A 20,169-nucleotide genomic window follows, 5' to 3' on the forward strand; every position below is an offset into this window, starting at 1 on the left:
GGGGGAGTGCGTCCCGCCCACGACTAAAGTGTTCCACCGGGGATGCCCAGCTCTGGGCCGGCACGTGGAGGTACGGCCATCGAAAGCCAGAAGAACGGCGAGTCGCCCGGCGTGTCGCCACCCGCGGCTCAGGCCGACCGGTCCGGGGCCGCCGCCATCCGCTCGGTGCTGCGTATCCGGCCGTTCCGCCGGCTGTGGATCGTGCTCGGCGTCGCGTCCTTCGGTGACTGGCTCGGCCTGCTCGCCACCTCCGTCTTCGCCGCCGCCCAGGTCTCCGGCGACACCGCCAAGGGCGCGGCGTTCGGCACGGTGATCGCGATCCGGCTGCTCCCCGCCCTGCTGCTCGGCCCGGTCGCCGGCGTCTTCGCCGACCGCTTCGACCGGCGCTGGACGATGGTCATCTGTGACCTCCTGCGCTTCGTGCTCTTCGCCTCCATCCCGCTGTACGCGCTCACCGGCGCCAGCGGCGGGCTCGTCGTCACCTGGGCCGCGATCGCGACCTTCCTGATCGAGACGGTCACCCTGATGTGGCTCCCGGCCAAGGAGGCCGCGGTCCCCAACCTGATCCCGCGCGCCCGGCTGGAGACGGCCAACCAGCTCACCCTGATCACCACGTACGGGCTCACCCCGATCGCCGCCGCGCTCGTCGCCGCGGTGCTCGACCGCAGCGTGCGGGGGCTGGCCGGGGGCAGCATGCCGAGCTGGGCCGAGCCGGCCCAGCTCGCGCTCTGGGTCAACTCGTTCTCCCGGCTGGCCACCGCCATCGTGGTCGCCGTCGGGATCAGGGAGATCAGCCAGGTCCGGACCGGCGAGCGCGAGTCCACCGAGCAGGGCATGGTGCGCCAGTTCACCGAGGGCTGGCGGTTCATCGGCCAGACTCCGCTGGTCCGTGGTCTGGTGCTCGGCATCTTCGGCGCGTTCGCCGGCGGCGGCATCGTGGTCGGCACGGCCAAGTTCTTCGCCGCCTCGCTCGGCGCCGGCGACGCCGCGTTCTTCCTGCTCTTCGGCGCGATCTTCATCGGCCTGGCGATCGGCATCGGGGCCGGCCCGATGATCGTGCGGGACATGTCCCGGCGGCGCTGGTTCGGCATGAGCATCGTGCTGGCCAGCGCCTCGGTGCTGGTGCTCGCCTTCGCGATCCACCTCTCCATGGCGATCCTCGGCGCGATCCTGGTCGGCGCGGGGGCCGGCATGGCCTTCCTGGCCGGCACCACCCTGCTCGGCGGCGAGGTCGCCGACGAGGTACGCGGCCGGGTCTTCGCGGTGGTGCAGATCGGCACCCGGCTGGTGCTGATCCTGGCCATCGCGCTGAGCAGCATCCTGGTCGGGGTCGGCGGCTCGCGCCAGCTATCCATCGCCGACCTGGGCATCTCGGTCTCCTCGACCCGGCTGCTGCTGCTCGCCGCGGGCGTCGCCGGCATCTTTGCCGGGATCAGCGCGTTCGGCCAGATGGACGACAAGAAGGGCGTGCCGGTCCTCGCCGACCTGTGGGGCTCGATCCGGGGCCGCCCGCTGATGCCGGCCGAGCCCTTCGCCTCCAGCGGCCTCTTCGTGGTCTTCGAGGGCGGCGAGGGCGCCGGCAAGTCCACCCAGCTCGCCGCGCTCGCCGAGCGGCTGCGCGGCCAGGGGCGGGACGTCGTGGTCACCCGCGAGCCCGGGGCCACCGCCGTCGGTGAGCGGATCCGCGCGCTGGTGCTGGAGACCGAGGGGGCCGAGGCCCCGTCGCCGCGCGCCGAGGCGCTGCTCTACGCCGCCGACCGGGCGCACCATGTCGCCACCGTGGTCCGGCCGGCGCTGGTCCGGGGCGCGGTGGTGATCAGCGACCGGTACGTCGACTCGTCCCTGGCCTACCAGGGGGCCGGTCGTACGCTGCCGGCGGAGGAGGTCTCCTGGCTCTCCTCGTGGGCCACCGGCGGGCTCAAGCCCGACCTGGTGGTGCTCCTCGACGTCGACCCGCGCACCGGCCTGAGCCGGGTCGAGTCCCGCAGCCAGGGCACCGACCGGCTGGAGGCCGAGTCGATCGCGTTCCACGAGCGGGTCCGGTACGCCTTCCTCGACCTGGCCGCCGCCGACCCCAAGCGTTACCTGGTGCTCGACGCCGCCCGGCCGGCCGAGGAGATCGCCGAGGCGGTCGCCCGCCGGGTGCGGGAGTTCCTGGCCGACCCGGCCGGCATCGTGCACCCGCGGCCGGCCCACGGCCCGGACACCACGGTCCAGCCCGAGTTATCCGAGGCGGAGCTGGTGGCCATGGAGCGCCGCACCTGATGCCGGACGTCTTCGCCGACCTGGTCGGGCAGGACGAGGCGGTGGCGACGCTGCGTCGCGCCGCCGCATCGGCCGCCGCCCTGCTGCGTGCCGCCACCGCGCCCGCGACCCGCGTCGCCGGGCCGGCGGCGGGTGCCACGTCCGGCGACTCCTACGACGAACTCGACGCGCTCGCCGAGGAGTTCGACGTCGAGCCGGCGACCGGTCCGGCCGGGGTGACCGCCGAGCCGGGAACGGTGGAGCCGGCGCAGCCGGACGGATCGGCGGAGACGGCCGCGCCGGCGGGCGGCCCCGGGGCGGGGATGACCCACGCCTGGATCTTCACCGGGCCGCCCGGCTCCGGACGGTCCGTGGCCGCGAGGGCCTTCGCCGCCGCGTTGCAGTGCGAGCACGGCACCGGCTGTGGCGAGTGTCCCGGCTGCCACACCACGATGGCCGGCACCCACGCCGACGTCCGGCTGGTGGTGCCCGAAGGGCTCTCCATCGGTGTCGGCGAGATGCGCGCGCTGGTGCTCCGGGCGGCCAGCACGCCGTCCGGCGGGCGCTGGCAGGTCGTCATCATCTCCGACGCCGACCGGCTCACCGAGGCGGCCGGCAACGCCCTGCTCAAGGCGATCGAGGAGCCGCCACCGCGTACGGTCTTCCTGCTCTGCGCCCCGTCCACGCACCCGGACGACGTCTCGGTGACGATCCGGTCGCGGTGCCGGATCGTACCGCTGCGGCAGCCGCCGGCGGGCGCTGTCGCCGAGGTGCTCGTACGCCGGGACGGGGTCGCGCCCGACGTGGCCGAGTGGGCCGCGGCGGCCGCCCAGGGGCACGTGGGTCGGGCCCGGCGGCTGGCCCGCGACCCGGAGGCCCGGCAGCGCCGCGACGCGGTGCTCGCCGTGCCGCGCCGGCTGACCGGGGTGGGCGCGGCGTTCGACGCGGCCTCCGCGCTGATCGAGGCGGCCGAGGCGGAGGCGGCGGCGTCGGTCGCCGAGATCGACGAGGCGGAGCGGGCCGCGTTGCAGACCGCGCTCGGCGCGGGCGGCACCGGCCGGGGCGCGGCCGGGGCGATGCGTGGTGCCGCCGGCCAGCTCAAGGACCTGGAGAAGCGGCAGAAGTCGCGGGCCACCCGGGCCCAGCGGGATGCCCTCGACCGGGCGCTGGTCGACCTCGCCGGCTTCTACCGGGACGCGTTGGTGAGCGCGCTGCGGGCGCCGGTCGCTCCGGTGCACACCGACACCGCCGCGATGGCCGAGGCCGGCGCGCGGAAGTGGGACGCCGAGGGGGCGCTGCGCCGGCTGGAGGCCGTGCTGGAGTGCCGGGTGGCGATCGAGGCGAACGTCAAACCGCGGATCGCGGTGGAGGCGATGATGCTCGCGCTCTGGAAGGGCTAGAGGGCCCTTTCCGGCGTTGTCCACAGGGCATCGACAGGCGCGATTGACGTGCGGTACGGTCCCTGGTGCCGCGGTGACGGTGGCGGCACGCTCAGTGATGATCAGCCGGGAGGAGTCCGCCCATGCCGCGGGGGGAGATCGACGAGGCCTGGATCGAGGAGGCGGTGCGGCGCTACCGGCGCATCGAGACCCTGCAGGCCGAGTTCGACCAGGCGGTCGACGCGGTCGAGGTCACCGTCCGCTCGCCCGACGGGCTCGTCGAGGTGGCGGTGACCGCTGGTGGGCGGATCACCGACGTCCGCTTCCTCGCGCCGCTGCACCAGCGCAGCCCCCGGGACGTCGCCGGCTCGGTGCGGGCCGCGGTCAGCGCCGCCGCCGACGCCGCCCAATGGGCCCGGGAGAAGCTGCACAACGAGACCTTCGCGGCGTACCGGCCGCTGGCGGGAGCCTGACATGGAGACGCTGCGCGTGCTGGCCGCCCGCCTTGAGGAGGCCAGCGCCACCCTCGAATCCGTGTCCCGCATGGTGACCGCCACCGACCCGCCGCACCCCGCCTTCGGCACGCACGCCGAGGGCCGCCCCGGCGAGGTCGGCCGCGCCCTGCACCGGCAGTGGACCGTCGCCACCGGCGACCGGGCCCGGGAAGCCCACGCCGCCGCGACCCGGCTGGCCGCCGCCGCATCCGCTCTGCGCGACGCCGCCGACCGATACGCGAGCACCGACGAGTCCGTCCGTCGCCGGCTCGCCCGGGAGGCGTGATGGACGCCCTGGACCGCCTCGCCGAGCCGGGCCTCGACCTGCTCGCCCGGGTCGACGCGCTGCTCGCCACCGGCGCGCCCGAGGGGCACCGGCTCTGGCCGCTGCTGCGCCGCATGCAGGTGCTCCCCGGCGCGGCGGTACGCGAGTTCCTCGACCTGCATCCAGCGCCGCTGGCCGACGCCGGCCACGCCGTGCGCCGGCTGATCCGGGGGTACGACGACGCCTGCACGATGCTCGCCGATCCGGTCGCCTGGTCCGGGCCGGCCGCCTCGGCGTACGACGAGGCCCGCACCACCCTGCTCCGCCACCTGGACGAGGGGCCGGAGAGCCTGGTCGGGCGCCTGGAGTCGACCGCCGGATACGCCGACGCGCTGGCCGACTGGGTGGAGGGGAGCCGGCTCGCCCTGGCTCGGGCGCTGGCCGACGTGCTGCGCTCGGCCGAGGCGGTCACCGTGCACGCGGCCACCAGGGTGGGCGGCGACGATCGTGCTGGGGCGCTCGCGGCGGCGGAGATCGCCACCCGGGTGCTGGGCGCGCTCGGCGTGGCGTACGACGGCGCGGAGACGCTACAGCGCCAGTGGGCGCCGAGTCTGGCGGAGGCGACGTGGCGGGAGCGGCCGACCGGCGTCCGGGCGGCCAACTCGACCATGCGGATCGGCTGACGCGGGCCCACGCGCCACGGCGCCGCCGGCAACTCGGCCAGCGGCGCCGTGGTTATCCCCTGCACCCCCCGCAGGTCTGCTTCCACTCAACGCGGTGCGCCGTCGTTTGTCGTCCGGCTGGCCGATGTTTCAGCCGTCCGGGCGAGGATCTTCGGCACGAGGGGGTGGGTGCGGTTCGGTCGAGTCGACAGTCATGGATCGCTGCGCCGGGTGACCGGGCGGCGACGGGGGCGGGCCGGAACCGCGTCGGGGTCGTAGGGTGGTGGGCATGGGCATGCTCTGCGCGGTCAGTTTCAACCGGTACGGGCGCCTCTACTACCTCGATCCGGGCGAGTTGCGCCCGCAGGTGGGCGACAAGGTGCTGGTGCCCACCGACGAGGGGCCAGAGGTGGCCGAGTGCGTGTGGGCCGCCCAGTGGGTGGACGAGGACACGGCCGGCTTCCCCCGGCTGGCCGGGCTGGCCCAGGAGGAGGACCTGCGCCGCGACGAGCTGCTACGCCGGCGTAAGGCCGACGCCAAGGTCGCCGCCAAGCGGCTGATCCGCGAGCACGGGCTGCCGATGAAGGTGGTGGCCGTCGACCACGTGTTCGCCACGCCGGAGACCGGCAGCGACCGCACCACGATCTACTTCACCGCGCCGCACCGGGTCGACTTCCGCTCGCTCGTCCGCGACCTGGGTGCCACCCTGCACTGTCGGGTGGAGCTGCGGCAGCTCTCGGCCCGTGACTCGGCGCGGGTGCAGGGCGGGATCGGCTCCTGTGGCCGGGACCTGTGCTGCGCCACCTTCCTGAACGACTTCGAGCCGGTGACCATCCGGATGGCCAAGGACCAGGACCTGCCGCTCAACCCGCTGCGCATCTCCGGCGCGTGCGGCCGGCTGATGTGCTGCCTCAAGTACGAGCACCCGCTGTACCAGCGGTTCCAGGAGTCCGCCCCGTCGATCGGCAGCCGGGTGTCCAGCCCGGAGGGAGAGGGCAAGGTCGTCGGCCACAGCGTCCCGAGGGATTCGGTCACCGTACGCCTGGACGCCGACGGTTCTCGCTGCTCGTGCAGCCGAGCCTCCGTCTGCGCCCCCCGCCAGGCCCACGACAGCCACTACACCCGCTGACCCCGATCTCCGCGTTGATCAAGGAGTTTGCGTCGGGAATCGCTGCGGCGGCGACGCATTCTCCTTGATCAACATTGGCTGGGTGGTCAGCGGAGGACGATGGGGGGTTCGGCCAGGCGGGGGTGCAGGGGGCGCTGGGGGGTCAGCCAGGAGGCGGTGGGGGACTGGTCGGGGTTGAGCTGCCAGGCGTGCGAGACCCGGTCCAGTGCGATCGGGTAGATCGTCAGCGTGCCGTCCGGATCGATGCGGATCCGAAGGAACGCCTTCGAGTCCTCGATGCCCTGGCCGGCGAAGAGCTCGTTGACGTTCACCCCGAACGCCCCGGCCACCAGCAGATACAGCGCCACGAGCTGGCTGGCGACCAGGCCGATCACCGGCCCGTACAGCACCGCCGCCGCGGCCAACGGCAACGGCCACGGCCAGTCGTAGAAGGGCAGCGCCAGCCAGAGCCAGGTGCCCGCGGCGGCCAGCGCGACATGGCCCAGCCCGTGCGAGACGCCGAGGATCCAGTGCCGGGCATGCCGTTTCCCCTCGGCGCCGGGCGGTTTCGCGAAGAACACCGCGCTCAGCATGGTCACCAGGAACATGATCACCAGCGGTACGCTCAACAGCCGCTGCTCGGTGGCGCCCGCCCGGTGCGTCGTGACCCCGGCCATGGCCAGCATCAGCAGCGTGTGCAGGATGCCCAGCAGGGTGGTGAACCCCGGGTTGCGGAGCGGCAGTCGGGCGAAGATCCCCCAGCCGTAGCGCCGCGAGCGGGTCTTCTCCGGGAAGCGGGCCGCCAGGTCGTACTCGCGGGTGCGGCTGGCGCGGCGGGACAGCGTGTCGCGCGGCGGCACCTCCAGCCGCTCCGGCAGGGTGTGCGTGGGGTAGAGGTAGGCACCGCCGCCCCCGCAGGTGATGAGCTGCCGCTCCGGGCCGGTGTAGCGGGCGTAGTGGTGCAGGTCGCCGGAGATCAACAGCCGCACCTGGGCCCCGGTGGGGGCGATTATCGTACGGATGAAGTAGTCGATCGAGTCGTACGCGGTGGGGTGGTCGGCGGCCTTGACCCAGGTCGGCGCCGGCACCGCCAGGATCACCTTCGACCCGGGGGTGAGCTTCCGGGCGACCTCGTCGAAGTAGGCGAGCTGCGGGTCGTCCAGGTACGACCCGGACTGGTCGTCGAGGCCGAGCAGCCACCAGCCGGCAGGCAGTTCCGTCGCGAAGTACGACCGGGACTGGCCGGTGGCCCAGCCGGCGAAGTTCCGGTCCCGGGACCGGACGAACAGCCGCAGGAAGGCGGTCAGGCCGTCGTACCAGTCGTGGTTGCCCGGGACCGCGAAGATCGTCGGCTGTTCGGGCGGCGGCACCGGCAGCGCGGCCTGATACGGCCCCTTGCACCGGTCCTCGTACGCCGCGTAGGCGGCCGACGGGTAGACCTGGTCGCCCCCCATCACCAGGGTCTGCGCCCGGGGCAGCCGGTGCCCGTCGACCGTCAGCTCCGGCTGGGCGAGCAGGTACGCCACCGAGTACGTCGCGTCGAAGCCGTCGCCCAGGTCGGCCACGTAGTCCAGCCAGAGCCCGCCGTCCGGCCCGACCTGCCGGAACGTCCCGTCGCCGAACGCGTTCTGCAGCTCCCGCTTGTCCAGGTACGCGCCGAACAGCATCGCCAGCAGGGTACGCAGCCCGGTGCTGATCAACAGCAGCGGCGCGAGCCAGGGGACCGGTTTGCGCGGGGTGAAGCCCAGCTCCAGCGGGTCCAGACTGCGCGGCCGGCGGTTGGCGCGCTCGCCGGGGTGCGCCTCGGGGATCGGCTGCTGCGGCGGTACGTGATCCTCGCTCACCCGCCGCAGGGTAGTCGTGCCCGAACATGAACGCCCTCCCACGGACGTACTGAATCCGCCCCGATGTCCGGATCGTCGTGCGGATCAGGGATCCCGTTCGGATCTCGGCGGGATGTGCCGTACACTTGGCGATCGTTGCCGCCTTAGCTCAGTCGGCTAGAGCGACGCACTCGTAATGCGTAGGTCGACGGTTCGATTCCGTCAGGCGGCTCGGTGCAGAAGCCCAGGTCAACGGCCTGGGCTTCGCCGTTTCCCGAGGTCGGTCACGCCGCCGCCGGCGGCCCGCGTCGCGCGATGGCGACGGGTGCGGCGGCCACCGCCGGGGCGTAGCCAGGGGGCTCGATGGGGTCGCCCGTTTGGCGGTGGCGCCAACGGGCCCGCCTCTGCGACACTTCGACCGCCCGCAATCTCTTCTCCTGCCTGCGGTGCTCTGATCGATTCGACCCACGGGGGATCACATGGCACTCCGCCGTTCGGCGGTGGCTGCGCTCGTACTGGCCGTCACCGGGGCGCTCGTCCCCGGCGTGCAGCCGGCGCGCGCTGCCCAGTCGCCCGACCACCAGTTCAGCGCCAAGCGGTTGCCGCGGCCAGAACGCTCGCGTGACCTGGCGGAACGCGACTTCGACCCGCGCGCCGTTCTCGTCCGGTTCAAGCCCGACGCCTCGAAGTCGGCGAAGGACAAGGTCCTTTCCGGACGTGGCATCAAGGGCACCTCCGCGGTCAGCGGGACCCGCTGGGTCAAGGTGCACGGCGATGCCCCGGCCGCCGATCTGCTGCGCAGCCTGCGTAGTGACCCGGCGGTCGCCGGCGTCAGCCTCGACTACCGGCGCACGGCCAGCGCCAAGCCGAACGACCCGGGGTACGTCTACGGGGACCAGTCCTATCTGAACACCGTCCGGCTGCCCCAGGCGTGGGACCGCACCAAGGGCTCCACCAGTCAGATCATCGCGGTGGTCGACACCGGTGTGAACACGGCACACCCCGACCTGGCCGGTCGGACCGTGGCCGGTTACAACGCGATCAGGCCGGGTGCCTCGGCGGCTGACGACAACGGCCACGGCACGATGGTGGCGGGCGTCGCGGCGGCCAACACCAACAACGGTATCGGCGTGGCGGGTGCCGCCTGGACCGCTCGCGTGATGCCGATCAAGGTGCTCGACGCCCGAGGCTACGGGTACGACTCGGACATCGCCCGGGGCGTCATCTGGGCCGCCGACCATGGCGCCAAGATCATCAACATGTCGCTCAGCGGTCCGGGCGACAACACCGCCCTGCACGACGCGATCACCTATGCGACCGGCAAGGGCGCGGTGGTGGTGGCCGCCGCCGGCAACGAGGGCGACGGCGAGACGCAGTATCCCGCGGCCTACCCCGAGGTGATCTCGGTCGCCGCGACCGACGAGGCCGGCCGACTCACCGACTTCAGCTCGTACGGTGACTGGATCGACGTCGCCGCGCCCGGCGCCAACATCGTCTCCACCGGTCTCGGATCGGATTACTACATCGCCGACGGCACCTCCTTCTCCGCCCCGATCGTCTCCGGCACCGCCGCGCTGGTCCGGACGGTGTACCCGACGCTGACCCCGGCGCAGGTCCTCTCCCAGATCCGCACGAAGGCTCGGGACGCCGGGCCGCGCGGCATCGACCCGTACTACGGCTACGGGATCCTCGACGCGTACGCCTCGGTCGGCGCTGTCCGGGCGGCGGAGTTCCCGGCCCCCTCGCTCGGCGCCAACGAGCCGAACGACGTGCCGGCCCGGGCCACCGCGCTCGGCGCGTCGATCACCGGCACCATCGGCGCTGAGGGTGATGTCGACTGGTACAAGTTCAGCACTGACGGCCTCAAGGCCATCAACGTGACGGTGAAGCCGGCCGGGTACAACCCGGACTGGTACCAGAACCTCGACCCGGTCCTCGCCGTCTACGACGGCAACCTGCGCCTGGTCGGCGTGTCCGACGCGGGCACCGTCGGCGATTCGGAGAAGGTCTCCGCCAAGGTGGCCGCCGGTACCTACTACGTCTCGGTGCGCAACTACAACGGATCCGCCGACACCCGGCCCTACACCCTGACCCTGGCCAGCACCACCGCGCCGATGTTCGGGCCGTACCAGGCGAAGGCGACCGGCTCGTCGCCGCAGACCGTGGCCATCGGTGACGTGACGGGCGACGGCCGCAACGACGTGGTCATGGCCACCGGCTTCTACTTCGACGAGGCCAACGACTACAAGCTCTTCGTCTACGCGCAGCAGCCGGACGGGACCCTGGCCGCGCCGGTCAAGTACGCCACCGGGCTGGCGTACGGGGACTCGGCGGCCCTCGCCGTGCTCGACGTCAACGGCGATGGCCGGCAGGACGTGGCCGTCACCAGCAGCGCCGGTGTGGAGATCTTCCGGCAGACCGACACGGGCACGCTGGAGTCGACCGGCACGCTCGCCGGCACCGCCAACAGCTCGGCCCTCGCCGCCGCCGACATGGACGGTGACGGCGACACCGACCTGGTGGTCACCAGCGACGGAGTGAAACTGCTGACCCAGGAGGCGGACCACACCTTCACCGTCTCGGCCATCGCGGCCGAGAGCAGCGGTGAGCTGGAGATCGGTGACCTCGACGGTGACGGCCGCAACGACGTGGTCGGGTTCTCCGGCACGTCCGTCCGGGTCTGGCACCAAACCGATGCCGGCTGGAACCGCACCGACCACCCGGCCGGCTCCGCCACCAGGATCGGCGGAATCGAGGTCGCCGACGTCTCCGGTGACGGCCGCGCCGACGTGATCGCCACGCTGTACCTGAACACGCCGGCCGCGAACGTCGCCGTCCTGCGGCAGAACGCGGGCGGCGGCCTGGACGCCCCCCAGCTGACCCCGTCGGGCGACCTGCCCGAGACGGTCGAGGCCGCCGACGTGAACGGCGACGGCCGGAACGACGTGGTCACGGTGCACAGCACCTCGGTCAGCGTCCTTCCGCAGCAGGCGAACGGTTCGCTCGGAACGCCGGGCGTCTCCGCCATGCCGTACGCCACGCACACCCACCTCCAGGGCCTGGCCCTCGGCGACCTCGACGGCGACAAGAAGATCGACGTCGTCACCGCCAACTACAACGCCGGGCTGGTCGTGGCGTACAACGGCGCGCAGCCGAGCCCGGTGGGCGAGCAGCGCTGGGTGCGGGACGCGTCGCCGGCCGACTTCGCCACCGGCGTGGCGGTCGCGGCGAAGCCGACGGTCACCTTCGCCCGGGACGTGGACCCGGCCACGGTGACCTCGTCCACCGTGCGCCTGGTCAACGGCGTTACCGGTGCGGCCGTGGCCACGGACGTCTCGGTCAGCGGCAACAAGGTGACCCTGGCCCCGACCGCGGCGCTACAGGACAACACCCCGTACCGGATCGTCGTGAGCGGGCTCAAGGACAGCGCGCGCGCCGCCCAGGCGGAGGCGTTCACCACCACCTTCCGTACCGAGGACCTCGCGCCGCCGGCGGTCGGCGGTCTCAAGGCGGTCGGCGGCTACCGGGTGGCCACGCTGAGCTGGACCCTGCCGAACATCAACGACCTGGACCAGGTCATCGTCCGGGCCGCCGCCGGCACCACCGCACCGTCCTCGGTCACCAGCGGGATCGCGGTGTACGCGGGCGCCGGCAGGTCGGCCACCGCGTCCAACCTGGTCGCCGGGTCCTCCTACACCTTCCGGGTGTGGGTGCGGGACCGGTCCGGCCGGTACAGCTCGGGCCCGACGGTCCAGTTGCTCGGCACCACCGCGACCGTCGGCAGCAGGATCACGGCGCTGACCTACGGCGGCGCGGTGACCCTTACCGGCAAGCTGGCCCGCAAGGACACCGGGGCCGGCCTGGCCGGCCAGACCGTCCAGCTGTACGGCAAGTACAAGGGCGCCTCGTCGTTCGTCCTGATCGCCACCGTGACCAGCGGCACCAACGGCGCGCTCGCGTACACCCACAAGCCGGCCAAGGGCGTCACCTACGAGTGGCTGTACCGGGGTTCCACCACGTACATGGGCAGCGTCAGCAGCCTGCGGACGGTGACCGTGGCGACGGCGGTGACCGCGAAACTGTCGAAGACCTCGTTCCGCCGTGGCGGCACCGTGACCCTCTCCGGCTCGGTCTCGCCGAGGCACGCGGGGCAGACGGTCTACCTCCAGCGCCTGGTCAACGGTACGTGGAAGAACATCACGAGCAAGAAGCTCTCCTCGTCGAGCACCTACTCGTTCTCCATCAAGCCGACCAGCAAGGGCACCTACGGCTACCGGGTGTACAAGCCCGCCGACACCGACCACGCCGCCGGGTTCAGCCCGCGGCAGAGCTTCAAGGTCACCTGATCTCGTCGGCACCTCCGATCGGTTCCCCCGTCGCGACTGCGGCGGGGGAACCGTCGTCTGGGGGGCTCGTCGCCGCGGCGGAGCTACGATTGCCGGGCCATCCCGTGACCCAGCCGACGGAAGCGCAGCAGCACATGACAGCGGTACCTGCCCCCGCGGTGGCGATCCTCGTCCTGCTCGTCGTGCTCGCCCTGGATGCGTGGGTCTACACGGACGCCAGGGAGCGACTGCGGCGCGGAAGCCCGGTCTCCGTCGCGATCGGGTCGCTGCGGATCGAGACGCCGGAGGCGTGGTTCCTGGGCTGTGTGATCTTGTGGGTGGTGTTCTTTCCGCTCTACCTGGCCGCCTCGGGCCGGAACCCGTTCGCCCGCCAGGGCGGCTGACCACCACGGATCACTGCGGCACCGGCTCGTAGATGGTCTTCACGTAGTCCGGGCCGTAGTGGCGTTCGAGGTCGGCGAGGTTGTCCGCCGGGGCCTCCACCTCCTTCACCAGCCGGGCCCGGGTCGGCAGGACCTCCGGTCGCCAGGTCTCCGGCTGCCACAGCTCGGAGCGGAGGAACGCCTTCGCGCAGTGGTAGAAGATCTGCTCGATGGCCACCTCGACGGCCAGCACCGGCCGGTGCCCCCGGACCACCATGTCGGCGAAGTACGGAGCGTCCCGCACCAGCCGGGCCCGACCGTTGATGCGCAGCGTGTCGGTGCGGCCGGGAATCAGGTAGATCAGCCCGACGCGCGGGTTGGCCAGGATGTTGCGGTAGCCGTCGGCCCGCCGGTTGCCGGGCCGCTCCGGGATGGCGATGGTCGCCTCGTCCAGCACCTGGGTGAAGCCGGGCGGGTCGCCCTTCGGCGAGACGTCGCAGCTGCCGTCCGCGCCGGCCGTGGCGACCAGGCAGAACGGCGACGCGGCCAGCCACTCCCGGTCCCGGGCGTGCAGCACCGTGCGTTCCTTGTCGAGCGACCGACGGTTGGGCGTGCCCAGCAGCTCGCGCAGTTCCTCCGGTGAGGTGATCTCCGTCGTCACGACTTCCTCCCCCGTCCGTTGACGTTGACGGTGATTCCGGCCCACGACTGGCCGGCTTCCGCCATCGTCAGCCTAGGTGAGCGCGTCGAACGCGAGTTTTGCCCCCGGGAGCGGCGGGTACGGCTGACCCGCAGCGCTCGGACGCGGACCGTTGGAGGCCGGATGGAGAGCCGACTGAAGGTGCTGGGTCACCCGCTGCACCCGATGCTGGTGATGTTCCCGGTGGCGCTCCTGATCACCGCGGTGATCTTCGATGTGGTCGACGCCGCCGGCGGGCCGGACTACCTGGCCGAGGCCGCGTACTGGAACATCGCGGTCGGCCTGGTCGGCGGCCTGCTGGCCGCGGCGGCCGGCTCGGTCGACCTGTTCGCCCTCCCGACCGGCACCCGCGCCAAGCGGGTCGGGCTCACCCACGCCGCCGCGAATCTCGCGGTGATCCTGCTCTTCGCCGCGGTCTGGGCGGTGCGGTTGAACGCCGACTCCCGGGCCGCCGGGGGAGCCCTGATCGCCATCGAGGTGGTCGCCGTGGCGATTCTCGGGATCAGCGCCTGGCTCGGCGGTGAGCTGGTGGACCGGCTGGGCGTCGGCGTCGACCGGGAGGCCGACCTGGACGCCCCCAGCTCGCTGCGGCCCTCCTCGGCGGCCCAAGGGATCGGAGACGTGCGATGACCGAACAGAGCGGTGGCCGGAGCTGGCGTGCCCGGTACCAGGGCTGGGACCCGATGGGCGAGCTCCAGTCCCTGCGGTCCGAGCTGAGCCGGCTGGTCGGGGGCCGGTCCGGCCCACCGGAGGTCGAGGTCGGTGCGGTGGCCGACGGCTGGGAGGTGGTCGTCCGGCTGCCCGGCGTGGCACCCGAGGAGGTGGCCGTCGAGGTGGACGACCGGGAACTGTGCGTACGGGCCCGCTCGGAGGCCGAGGTGAACGCCGACCAGGGCATCCCGGGCGGCGTCGAGACGCGTGGCTTCGAGTATCGGGTGGACCTGCCGTCCCGGGTGGACCCGGACCGGATCGACGCGGTGATGGACCACGGCCTGCTGCGGGTGCGGCTGCCCCGGGCGGCCCGGCCCACGCCGCGCACCATCACCGTCGGCCGCGCCGGGCCCCGCGCCACCGCCCCGGGTACGCGGAAGCTGGCCGATCCGGCCGCCGACCGGGAGTTGCACCACCCGGACACCACGGTCGACGAGATCGACCGGCCGTAGGTTCCGTGGCCAGCCCGTCCGTGCTCGGCCCGGTCGGCGAGCGGGTATCCGACGTCGAGCGGATCGCCGTGCTGCGGGCGAACGCGCTCGGCGACTTCATCTTCATCCTGCCGGCGCTGGCGGCGCTGCGGGCCGCGTACCCGGGGGCGGAGATCGTGCTGCTCGGTGCGCCGTGGCACGCGGCGCTCTGGCGCGACCGCCCCGGCCCGGTGGACCGGGTGCTGGTGGTGCCGGCCGCGCCCGGCATCCGCGAGGCCGGGCCGGACGAGCCGCCGGCGGAGCTGGCGGACTTCCTGGCGGCGGCCCGCGCGGAGCGCTTCGACCTGGCGTTGCAGCTGCACGGCGGCGGAGCCAACTCCAACCCCCTGGTCTCCGGTCTCGGCGCGCGGGTCACCGCCGGTCTGCGCGCCGAGGACGCGCCGCCGCTGGACCGCTGGATCAGGTACGTCTACTACCAGCACGAGGTGATCCGCTACCTGGAGGCGGTGGCCCTGGTCGGGGCGGCGGCCACCACGATCATCCCGGCCCTGGCCGTCACCGGGACCGACCGGGCCGAGGCCCGCGCGGTGCTCGGCGAGTCGACGCGTCCCCGGGTTGCGCTGCACCCGGGGGCCACCGACACCCGGCGGCGCTGGCCGCCGGAGCGTTTCGGAGAGGTCGCCCGCGCGTTGGTCGGCGACGGGTACGAGGTGCTGGTCACCGGCACCCCCGCCGAGCGGGGGACGGTCGACGCGGTGGTCGCGGCGGCCGGGGTACCGCTCCGACCGCAGGTCGGCACGCTCAGCCTCGGCGGGCTGGCCGCCTGTTACGCGGACTGCGCACTGGTGGTCTCCAACGACACCGGGCCGCTGCACCTGGCCGGCGCGGTCGGCACCCCGACGGTGGGCGTCTACTGGATCGGCAACCTGATCAACGGGGCGACGCCGCTGCGGGCCCGGCACCGCCCGATCGCCGCCTGGACCACGCACTGTCCGGTCTGCGGCGTCGACTGCACCCCGGGCATCTATCCGCACCGGCCCGGCGACGGCGACTGCCCGCACCGGGACTCGTTCGTCGCCGACGTGCCGGTGATCGAGGTCGTCGAGGCCGCCCGCGAGCTGCTGGCGGGCTGACCGGCGAGGACGACCTCCCACGCCTCCACCTCCCGTTCGGTCACCGTGGTCGGCGACTCAAGGTGGTACGCCCCGCTGGGCAGCACCCCGGCGCCACCGTGGCGCTCCAGCACCGCGAGCTGCGCGGCCACGTCCTCGCCCTGGTGCCGCTCCTGCAACCGGCGCCAGAACTCGAAGCCGCCGGAGTCGACCAGCTTGGCCCGGTCGTAGAGCACGCACCCGCCGATCCAGGAAACCTTGTACGCCCGCCAGGCGCCCGCCGGCAGCCGCAGCTTCGCGGTGACGTGCAGCAGGTTCGCCGCCGGGTGGATGGTGGCGCGCTGCCACTGCGGGGTGCCGGGACGGATCCGCTCGGGTACGGGTGGGCCGTCCCACTCCTCGTAGTGGACGTGCGTCTCGGGGCGTACGTCGTCGAGGTAGGAGAGGCCGTGCACCGCGTTGCCGACGAACCCGCAGCCCAGCTCCGCGATCGCGGTGGCCAGCCGGGACAGCGTGCCCGGTTCCAGCCAGACGTCGTCGTCCAGACAGAGCACGTACCGGGCCGCCGACCGGTCCAGCAGGTACGCCCGGTGCTCGGCCAGCCCACGCCGGGGCAACCGCCGGGTCAGCAGCACCGGATGGCCCCGGTGGCGCAGCGCCCGGACCATGGTGGCCGCCGCCGGGTGGACGTACGCCGGATCGCCGTCGGACTGGTCGCTGACCACCACCCCGAAGTCGGGTACGCCCTCCTGGGCGGCCAGTCCGGAGAGGGTGACCGCCAGTTCGGCCGGGCGGTTGCGGGTGGGGATCAGCACGTCGAGCTGCCGGGGACGGCGGAACCGTTCCGGGCTGCCCAGGTCCAGCGGCCGGTTCACGTGGGTCTGCCCGTCCCCTCGCCGACCGTGGGGGCGACCGACTGCGCCCGGATCCGGTCGATGATCGCCGAGGTGGAGCGGTCCGGCACGTACCCGAGGGTGCGGACCTGCCCGCCGAGCCGGCGCACCAGCGGCGCCTCGGGCACCATCTCCGGCGGGTAGTCGCCGCCCTTGACGTACACGTCGGGGCGCACCGCCTCGATCAGCTTCGCCGGCGAGTCCTCCTCGAAGACCACCACGTGGTCGACGCACTCCAGCGCGGCGAGCAGGGCGGTCCGGTCCTCGACCGGGTTGACCGGCCGGTCCGTCCCTTTGAGCCGGCGTACGCTGCCGTCGGAGTTGACCGCCACGATCAGCAGGTCGCCGAGCGCGCGGGCCTGGGTCAGGTAGCGGACGTGCCCCGGGTGCAGCACGTCGAAGCAGCCGTTGGTGAAGACGATCGACCGGCCGGCCCGGCGCTGCTCCGCGACGAGCGCGGCCAGTTCGTCCGTGCCGATCAGCGTCGAGTGGCCGGCCTCGTCCGCCCCGGCGCCGAGCGCGTCGAGCAGGTCCTCCCGCCGGCAGACGCAGGTGCCGGTGTCGGAGACGGTGATGGTGGCGGCGAGCTGGGCGAGCTGGGCGGCGGTCGGCAGGCTCGCCTCCGCCGCCAGCGCCAGCGTCATCGCCGCCAGGTACGCGTCACCCGCGCCCACCGCGTGGCTGGCCGGGACCGGGGTGCTGTGGCTGCGCCGGCGTACGCCGTCGGCCCCACCGACGACCGCGCCCTCGGTGTCCAGGGTCACCGCCACCACGTCGGCGCCGGTGTGCGCGTGCAGCTCGGCCAGGCGCGACTCGGCCAGCACCGCCCGGTCGACGCCCTCGCCGGCGACGGCGTTGACGGTGACGCCGGTGCCGGTGACGCTGAGCCCGTCCCCGGTGAGCGCGACCCGGTCCTCGCCGGGGGTCGGCTCACCCGTCGGCCCGGTGACCGGGCCGGGCCCCTCGGTCGGCGGCGTGCCGGGCCCGTCGGCGGACGGCGCGCCGGAGGTCGGGTGCGGGGTGCCCGGAGCCCGCTCGCCGGCCCCGCCCGGTGCCGCGCCGACAACCAGCTCGGACGGGCCGTCGGTCGGTTCGGCCGGATCCAGGTGCAGGTCACCAGCGGTGGCGGCCCGCACCGAGGTACGGTTCCCGCCACCGAAGCCGGCCGCCGCGCGGGCCAGCAACCGGGTCGCCTCGGCGAAGCTCGGGGTCACCACGGTGGGATTGAGTCCGCGCCAGTCGGCCAGGTCGTGCGCGTCGAGCGCCACCGTGGCGTAGCGGTCCCGGTTGGCGACCAGCCAGGCGCGGAGGGCCCTCGGCAGCGCGCCCAGGCCGTAGTCGCAGACGACCAGGGTGAGCGGCTGTCCGCCGGAGGCGGCCCGCAGCTCCTCGGTCGCGCAGTGCAGCGCGGTGAGCAGGCGGGCCACCCCGTCGTCGTCGAGGGCGTCGTCCGGCTCGCCGGAGTCCTCGCGGAGCAGGATCTGGTTGCCGGCGAGCATTCGTCGTTTCACCGGGGTCGGTCGGCCGTGCTGGTTGACCGTACGGTCCCAGACGCCGGCACGGTCCAGGCAGTCGTGCAGTTCGTCGCCGGCCGCGTCGGCGCCGACCGGGGCGACCAGCACGGCCCGCCCGCCGAGGGCGGCGACGTTGACGGCGGTGTTCGCCGCGCCGCCGGCCGCCGAGATGCGCCGGCGCAGGGTGAGGACGGGTGCGGGGGCCTCACGGCAGAGCCGCTCGGACTCCGCGAACCGCCACTCGTCCAGCATGGCGTCGCCGACGACCAGCACGGGACGCCCCTGCCAGCTCTCCACGACGGTGGCAAGCCGGCGTTCTTCCGCTGCTCCTGCCATGCTTTCCCGGGTCCCCCACGCCGGTCCGGCCAAACCTGTCCGCGGCGGGTCGCGATTCGGTGGCATGTTCTGCGGGAGGCGGGAAAGCGGGCGTAATGACTGCCCAAGCCCACGATCGTCCCGTGCTGCACGCCCGCCAGATCCGTCTGTTGATGTTCGGTCTGATGACCGGGATGCTGCTGGCGGCGCTGGACCAGACCATCGTCGGTACGGCGTTGCCGACCATCGTCGGCCAGCTGGGCGGAATCAACCACTACTCGTGGGTGGTCACCGCGTATCTGCTCGCCTCCACCGCCTCGACCCCGCTCTACGGCAAGATGGCCGACCTGCGCGGGCGTCGCCCGGTGTTCCTCTTCTCGATCGGCACGTTCCTGGTCGGCTCGCTGCTGGCCGGCCTGTCGCAGAACATGACCCAGCTGATCATCACCCGGGGCGTGCAGGGGTTGGGCGCCGGTGGCCTGATGACGCTGGCCTTCACCATCATCTCGGACGTGGTCAGTCCCCGGGAACGCGGCCGCTACCAGGGACTCTTCGGCGCGGTCTTCGGCCTGTCGTCGGTGGCCGGCCCGCTGGTCGGCGGCTACTTCGCGCAGACCAACTGGCGGTGGATCTTCTACATCAACGTGCCGTTGGCGATCCTGGCCATCGTGGTGTGTTACCACGTCATGCGGTTGGTCCCGTTCCAGCGGCGCCAGCACGCCATCGACTGGGTCGGGGCGGCACTGCTGGTCGCCGGGGTGAGCAGCCTGCTGCTGGCGCTGAGCTGGGGCGGCACCCAGTACGCCTGGGGCTCCGGCGTGATCATCGGGCTGTTCGTGACCGGGGCGGTGCTGGGCGTGCTCTTCGTCCTCCAGGAGGCCCGGGTGAGCGAGCCGATCCTGCCGCTGCGGCTGTTCCGTAGCGGCACGTTCACGCTGGCCAACACGGCGGGCTTCGTGCTCGGTCTGGTGATGTTTGGGTCGATCATCTTCATCCCGCTCTACCTCCAGATCGTCAAGGGCGCCTCGCCGACCCGCAGCGGTCTGCTGATGCTGCCGATGATGGCCGGCATCATCGTCACCTCGGTGCTGGCCGGCCGGGCGATGAGCCGGATCGGGCGCTACAAGTGGTTCCCGGTGGTCGGCTCGGCGGTGCTGGTTGCCGGCATGCTGCTCTTCCGGCAGCTCCAGGTGGCCACCTCGATCTGGGCGGCCTTCGGTTACATGGTGGTGATCGGTGTCGGGCTGGGCCTGTGCATGCAGTCGCTGATCCTGGCGGTGCAGAACGCGGTGGACCCGCGGGACCTGGGCGCCGGCACCTCGTCGGCGACCTTCTTCCGCTCGCTGGGCGGCTCGTTCGGCGTGGCGATCCTCGGCGCGGTGTTGTCGACGCAGCTCACCAGCCAGCTCGCCAGCCGGCTACCGGCCGCGATCGCGCAGCTTCCGCCGGCTGAGCAGGCGGCGGTGGCGGCCCGTGGCGGCACCAGGATCTCGATCAACGAACCGGCGACCATCCTCGCCCTGCCCACCCCGGTCCGGTCCGCGATCCAGGCCGCGTTCGTCGAGTCGCTGCACCTGGTCTTCCTGACCACCGGGTTGATCGCCATCCTTGCGGTGCTGGTCACCCTGGCCCTGCCGAACCAGCAACTGCGGGGCACCGGCCCACACGGCGCGACCGGCGGCGCGGACCCGCTCGGCGGGAAGGCCGCCGCAGCCGGCGGCAAGCCGCTGACCAAGGAGTCGAAGGAGGAGGCCGCCTCCGACATGGAGTCGAAGTCGCAGACGATGCTCTGAGTGGGCGTGAGGGCGGG

15 protein-coding genes, 1 tRNA gene and 1 pseudogene are annotated in these 20,169 nt (G+C 73.1%); 13 read left to right on the forward strand and 4 right to left on the reverse strand.

The features are described 5' to 3' along the window. The first annotated feature begins 42 nt into the window (after positions 1-42). The 6 genes from tmk to GA0070604_RS01875 all read left to right on the forward strand — a co-directional run bounded on the left by tmk (position 43) and on the right by GA0070604_RS01875 (position 6,173). Complete coding sequence (gene tmk, locus GA0070604_RS01850) at positions 43-2,265, forward strand: dTMP kinase (protein WP_141721207.1); 2,223 nt, start codon at positions 43-45, stop codon at positions 2,263-2,265. Further along, on the forward strand, positions 2,265-3,644 hold the full coding sequence (locus GA0070604_RS01855) for a DNA polymerase III subunit delta' (protein WP_091113117.1): 1,380 nt from the start codon (positions 2,265-2,267) through the stop codon (positions 3,642-3,644). Before tmk ends, GA0070604_RS01855 begins: the two co-directional genes overlap by 1 nt. Positions 3,645-3,766: 122 nt before the next feature. Further along, on the forward strand, positions 3,767-4,096 hold the full coding sequence (locus GA0070604_RS01860) for a YbaB/EbfC family nucleoid-associated protein (RefSeq protein WP_091113121.1): 330 nt from the start codon (positions 3,767-3,769) through the stop codon (positions 4,094-4,096). A gap of 1 nt (position 4,097) precedes the next feature. Continuing rightward, on the forward strand, positions 4,098-4,403 hold the full coding sequence (locus GA0070604_RS01865) for a hypothetical protein (RefSeq protein WP_091113124.1): 306 nt from the start codon (positions 4,098-4,100) through the stop codon (positions 4,401-4,403). Beyond that, positions 4,403-5,065 carry a hypothetical protein gene (locus GA0070604_RS01870; protein WP_091113126.1) on the forward strand — a complete coding sequence of 221 codons (663 nt, stop codon included), beginning with the start codon at positions 4,403-4,405 and terminating at the stop codon, positions 5,063-5,065. The genes GA0070604_RS01865 and GA0070604_RS01870 overlap by 1 nt, the downstream gene beginning before the upstream one ends. A 268-nt stretch (positions 5,066-5,333) precedes the next feature. Further along, a complete protein-coding gene (locus GA0070604_RS01875; RefSeq protein WP_091113130.1) occupies positions 5,334-6,173 on the forward strand; it encodes a PSP1 domain-containing protein in 840 nt (279 codons plus the stop codon). Positions 6,174-6,259: 86 nt separating this feature from the next. On the opposite strand, the gene GA0070604_RS01880 is transcribed toward GA0070604_RS01875, so the two are convergent. Beyond that, positions 6,260-7,996 (reverse strand): metallophosphoesterase family protein, encoded by a 1,737-nt coding sequence (locus tag GA0070604_RS01880; protein ID WP_091113134.1) that lies wholly within the window; start codon positions 7,994-7,996, stop codon positions 6,260-6,262. Between the two features lie 137 nt (positions 7,997-8,133). Here GA0070604_RS01880 and GA0070604_RS01885 point away from each other — a divergent pair. The 3 genes from GA0070604_RS01885 to GA0070604_RS01895 all read left to right on the forward strand — a co-directional run bounded on the left by GA0070604_RS01885 (position 8,134) and on the right by GA0070604_RS01895 (position 12,704). Then, a tRNA-Thr gene (locus tag GA0070604_RS01885) sits at positions 8,134-8,207 on the forward strand. Between the two features lie 268 nt (positions 8,208-8,475). Continuing rightward, positions 8,476-12,321 carry a S8 family serine peptidase gene (locus GA0070604_RS01890; RefSeq protein ID WP_167363382.1) on the forward strand — a complete coding sequence of 1,282 codons (3,846 nt, stop codon included), beginning with the start codon at positions 8,476-8,478 and terminating at the stop codon, positions 12,319-12,321. A gap of 134 nt (positions 12,322-12,455) precedes the next feature. Next, a complete protein-coding gene (locus tag GA0070604_RS01895; RefSeq protein WP_141721208.1) occupies positions 12,456-12,704 on the forward strand; it encodes a hypothetical protein in 249 nt (82 codons plus the stop codon). A 10-nt stretch (positions 12,705-12,714) separates the two neighbouring features. On the opposite strand, the gene GA0070604_RS01900 is transcribed toward GA0070604_RS01895, so the two are convergent. Further along, the gene (locus GA0070604_RS01900; RefSeq protein WP_091113146.1) at positions 12,715-13,344 is read right to left on the reverse strand and encodes a pyridoxamine 5'-phosphate oxidase family protein; all 630 of its coding nucleotides are present in this window, start codon (positions 13,342-13,344) and stop codon (positions 12,715-12,717) included. A 162-nt stretch (positions 13,345-13,506) separates the two neighbouring features. Here GA0070604_RS01900 and GA0070604_RS01905 point away from each other — a divergent pair, with 162 nt between their 5' ends. The 3 genes from GA0070604_RS01905 to GA0070604_RS01915 are packed head-to-tail and all read left to right on the forward strand — an operon-like array spanning position 13,507 to position 15,658. Next, positions 13,507-14,013 carry a DUF2231 domain-containing protein gene (locus tag GA0070604_RS01905; RefSeq protein WP_091113150.1) on the forward strand — a complete coding sequence of 169 codons (507 nt, stop codon included), beginning with the start codon at positions 13,507-13,509 and terminating at the stop codon, positions 14,011-14,013. After that, entirely contained in the window at positions 14,010-14,546 is a 537-nt protein-coding gene (locus tag GA0070604_RS01910; RefSeq protein WP_091113153.1) for an Hsp20/alpha crystallin family protein, read from the forward strand. Before GA0070604_RS01905 ends, GA0070604_RS01910 begins: the two co-directional genes overlap by 4 nt. 5 nt (positions 14,547-14,551) lie before the next feature. Beyond that, positions 14,552-15,658, forward strand: coding sequence for a glycosyltransferase family 9 protein (locus GA0070604_RS01915; protein WP_091113156.1), 1,107 nt, complete (start codon positions 14,552-14,554; stop codon positions 15,656-15,658). 5 nt (positions 15,659-15,663) lie between these two features. Here GA0070604_RS01915 and GA0070604_RS01920 read toward each other — a convergent pair. Together GA0070604_RS01920 and rfaE2 are read right to left on the reverse strand one after the other, a co-directional pair. After that, positions 15,664-16,512: pseudogene (locus GA0070604_RS01920) on the reverse strand (glycosyltransferase family A protein); the annotation flags it as partial. Continuing rightward, positions 16,509-18,380 carry a D-glycero-beta-D-manno-heptose 1-phosphate adenylyltransferase gene (gene rfaE2, locus GA0070604_RS01925; protein ID WP_091113162.1) on the reverse strand — a complete coding sequence of 624 codons (1,872 nt, stop codon included), beginning with the start codon at positions 18,378-18,380 and terminating at the stop codon, positions 16,509-16,511. The pseudogene GA0070604_RS01920 and the gene rfaE2, both read right to left, overlap by 4 nt. Positions 18,381-18,502: 122 nt before the next feature. Here rfaE2 and GA0070604_RS01930 point away from each other — a divergent pair, with 122 nt between their 5' ends. Further along, complete coding sequence (locus GA0070604_RS01930; protein WP_244161709.1) at positions 18,503-20,152, forward strand: MDR family MFS transporter; 1,650 nt, start codon at positions 18,503-18,505, stop codon at positions 20,150-20,152. Positions 20,153-20,169 lie beyond the last annotated feature (17 nt).

The organism is Micromonospora eburnea (assembly GCF_900090225.1).
GTDB lineage: Bacteria > Actinomycetota > Actinomycetes > Mycobacteriales > Micromonosporaceae > Micromonospora > Micromonospora eburnea.

What these genes read in the sequence shown, in the direction of transcription:
- tmk (WP_141721207.1), top strand. Translation starts at nt 43, where the DNA reads ATGCCCAGCTCTGGGCCGGCACGTGGAGGTACGGCCATCGAAAGCCAG.
- GA0070604_RS01855 (WP_091113117.1), top strand. Translation starts at nt 2,265, where the DNA reads ATGCCGGACGTCTTCGCCGACCTGGTCGGGCAGGACGAGGCGGTGGCG.
- GA0070604_RS01860 (WP_091113121.1), top strand. Translation starts at nt 3,767, where the DNA reads ATGCCGCGGGGGGAGATCGACGAGGCCTGGATCGAGGAGGCGGTGCGG.
- GA0070604_RS01865 (WP_091113124.1), top strand. Translation starts at nt 4,098, where the DNA reads ATGGAGACGCTGCGCGTGCTGGCCGCCCGCCTTGAGGAGGCCAGCGCC.
- GA0070604_RS01870 (WP_091113126.1), top strand. Translation starts at nt 4,403, where the DNA reads ATGGACGCCCTGGACCGCCTCGCCGAGCCGGGCCTCGACCTGCTCGCC.
- GA0070604_RS01875 (WP_091113130.1), top strand. Translation starts at nt 5,334, where the DNA reads ATGGGCATGCTCTGCGCGGTCAGTTTCAACCGGTACGGGCGCCTCTAC.
- GA0070604_RS01895 (WP_141721208.1), top strand. Translation starts at nt 12,456, where the DNA reads ATGACAGCGGTACCTGCCCCCGCGGTGGCGATCCTCGTCCTGCTCGTC.
- GA0070604_RS01905 (WP_091113150.1), top strand. Translation starts at nt 13,507, where the DNA reads ATGGAGAGCCGACTGAAGGTGCTGGGTCACCCGCTGCACCCGATGCTG.
- GA0070604_RS01910 (WP_091113153.1), top strand. Translation starts at nt 14,010, where the DNA reads ATGACCGAACAGAGCGGTGGCCGGAGCTGGCGTGCCCGGTACCAGGGC.
- rfaE2 (WP_091113162.1), bottom strand. Translation starts at nt 18,380, where the DNA reads ATGGCAGGAGCAGCGGAAGAACGCCGGCTTGCCACCGTCGTGGAGAGC.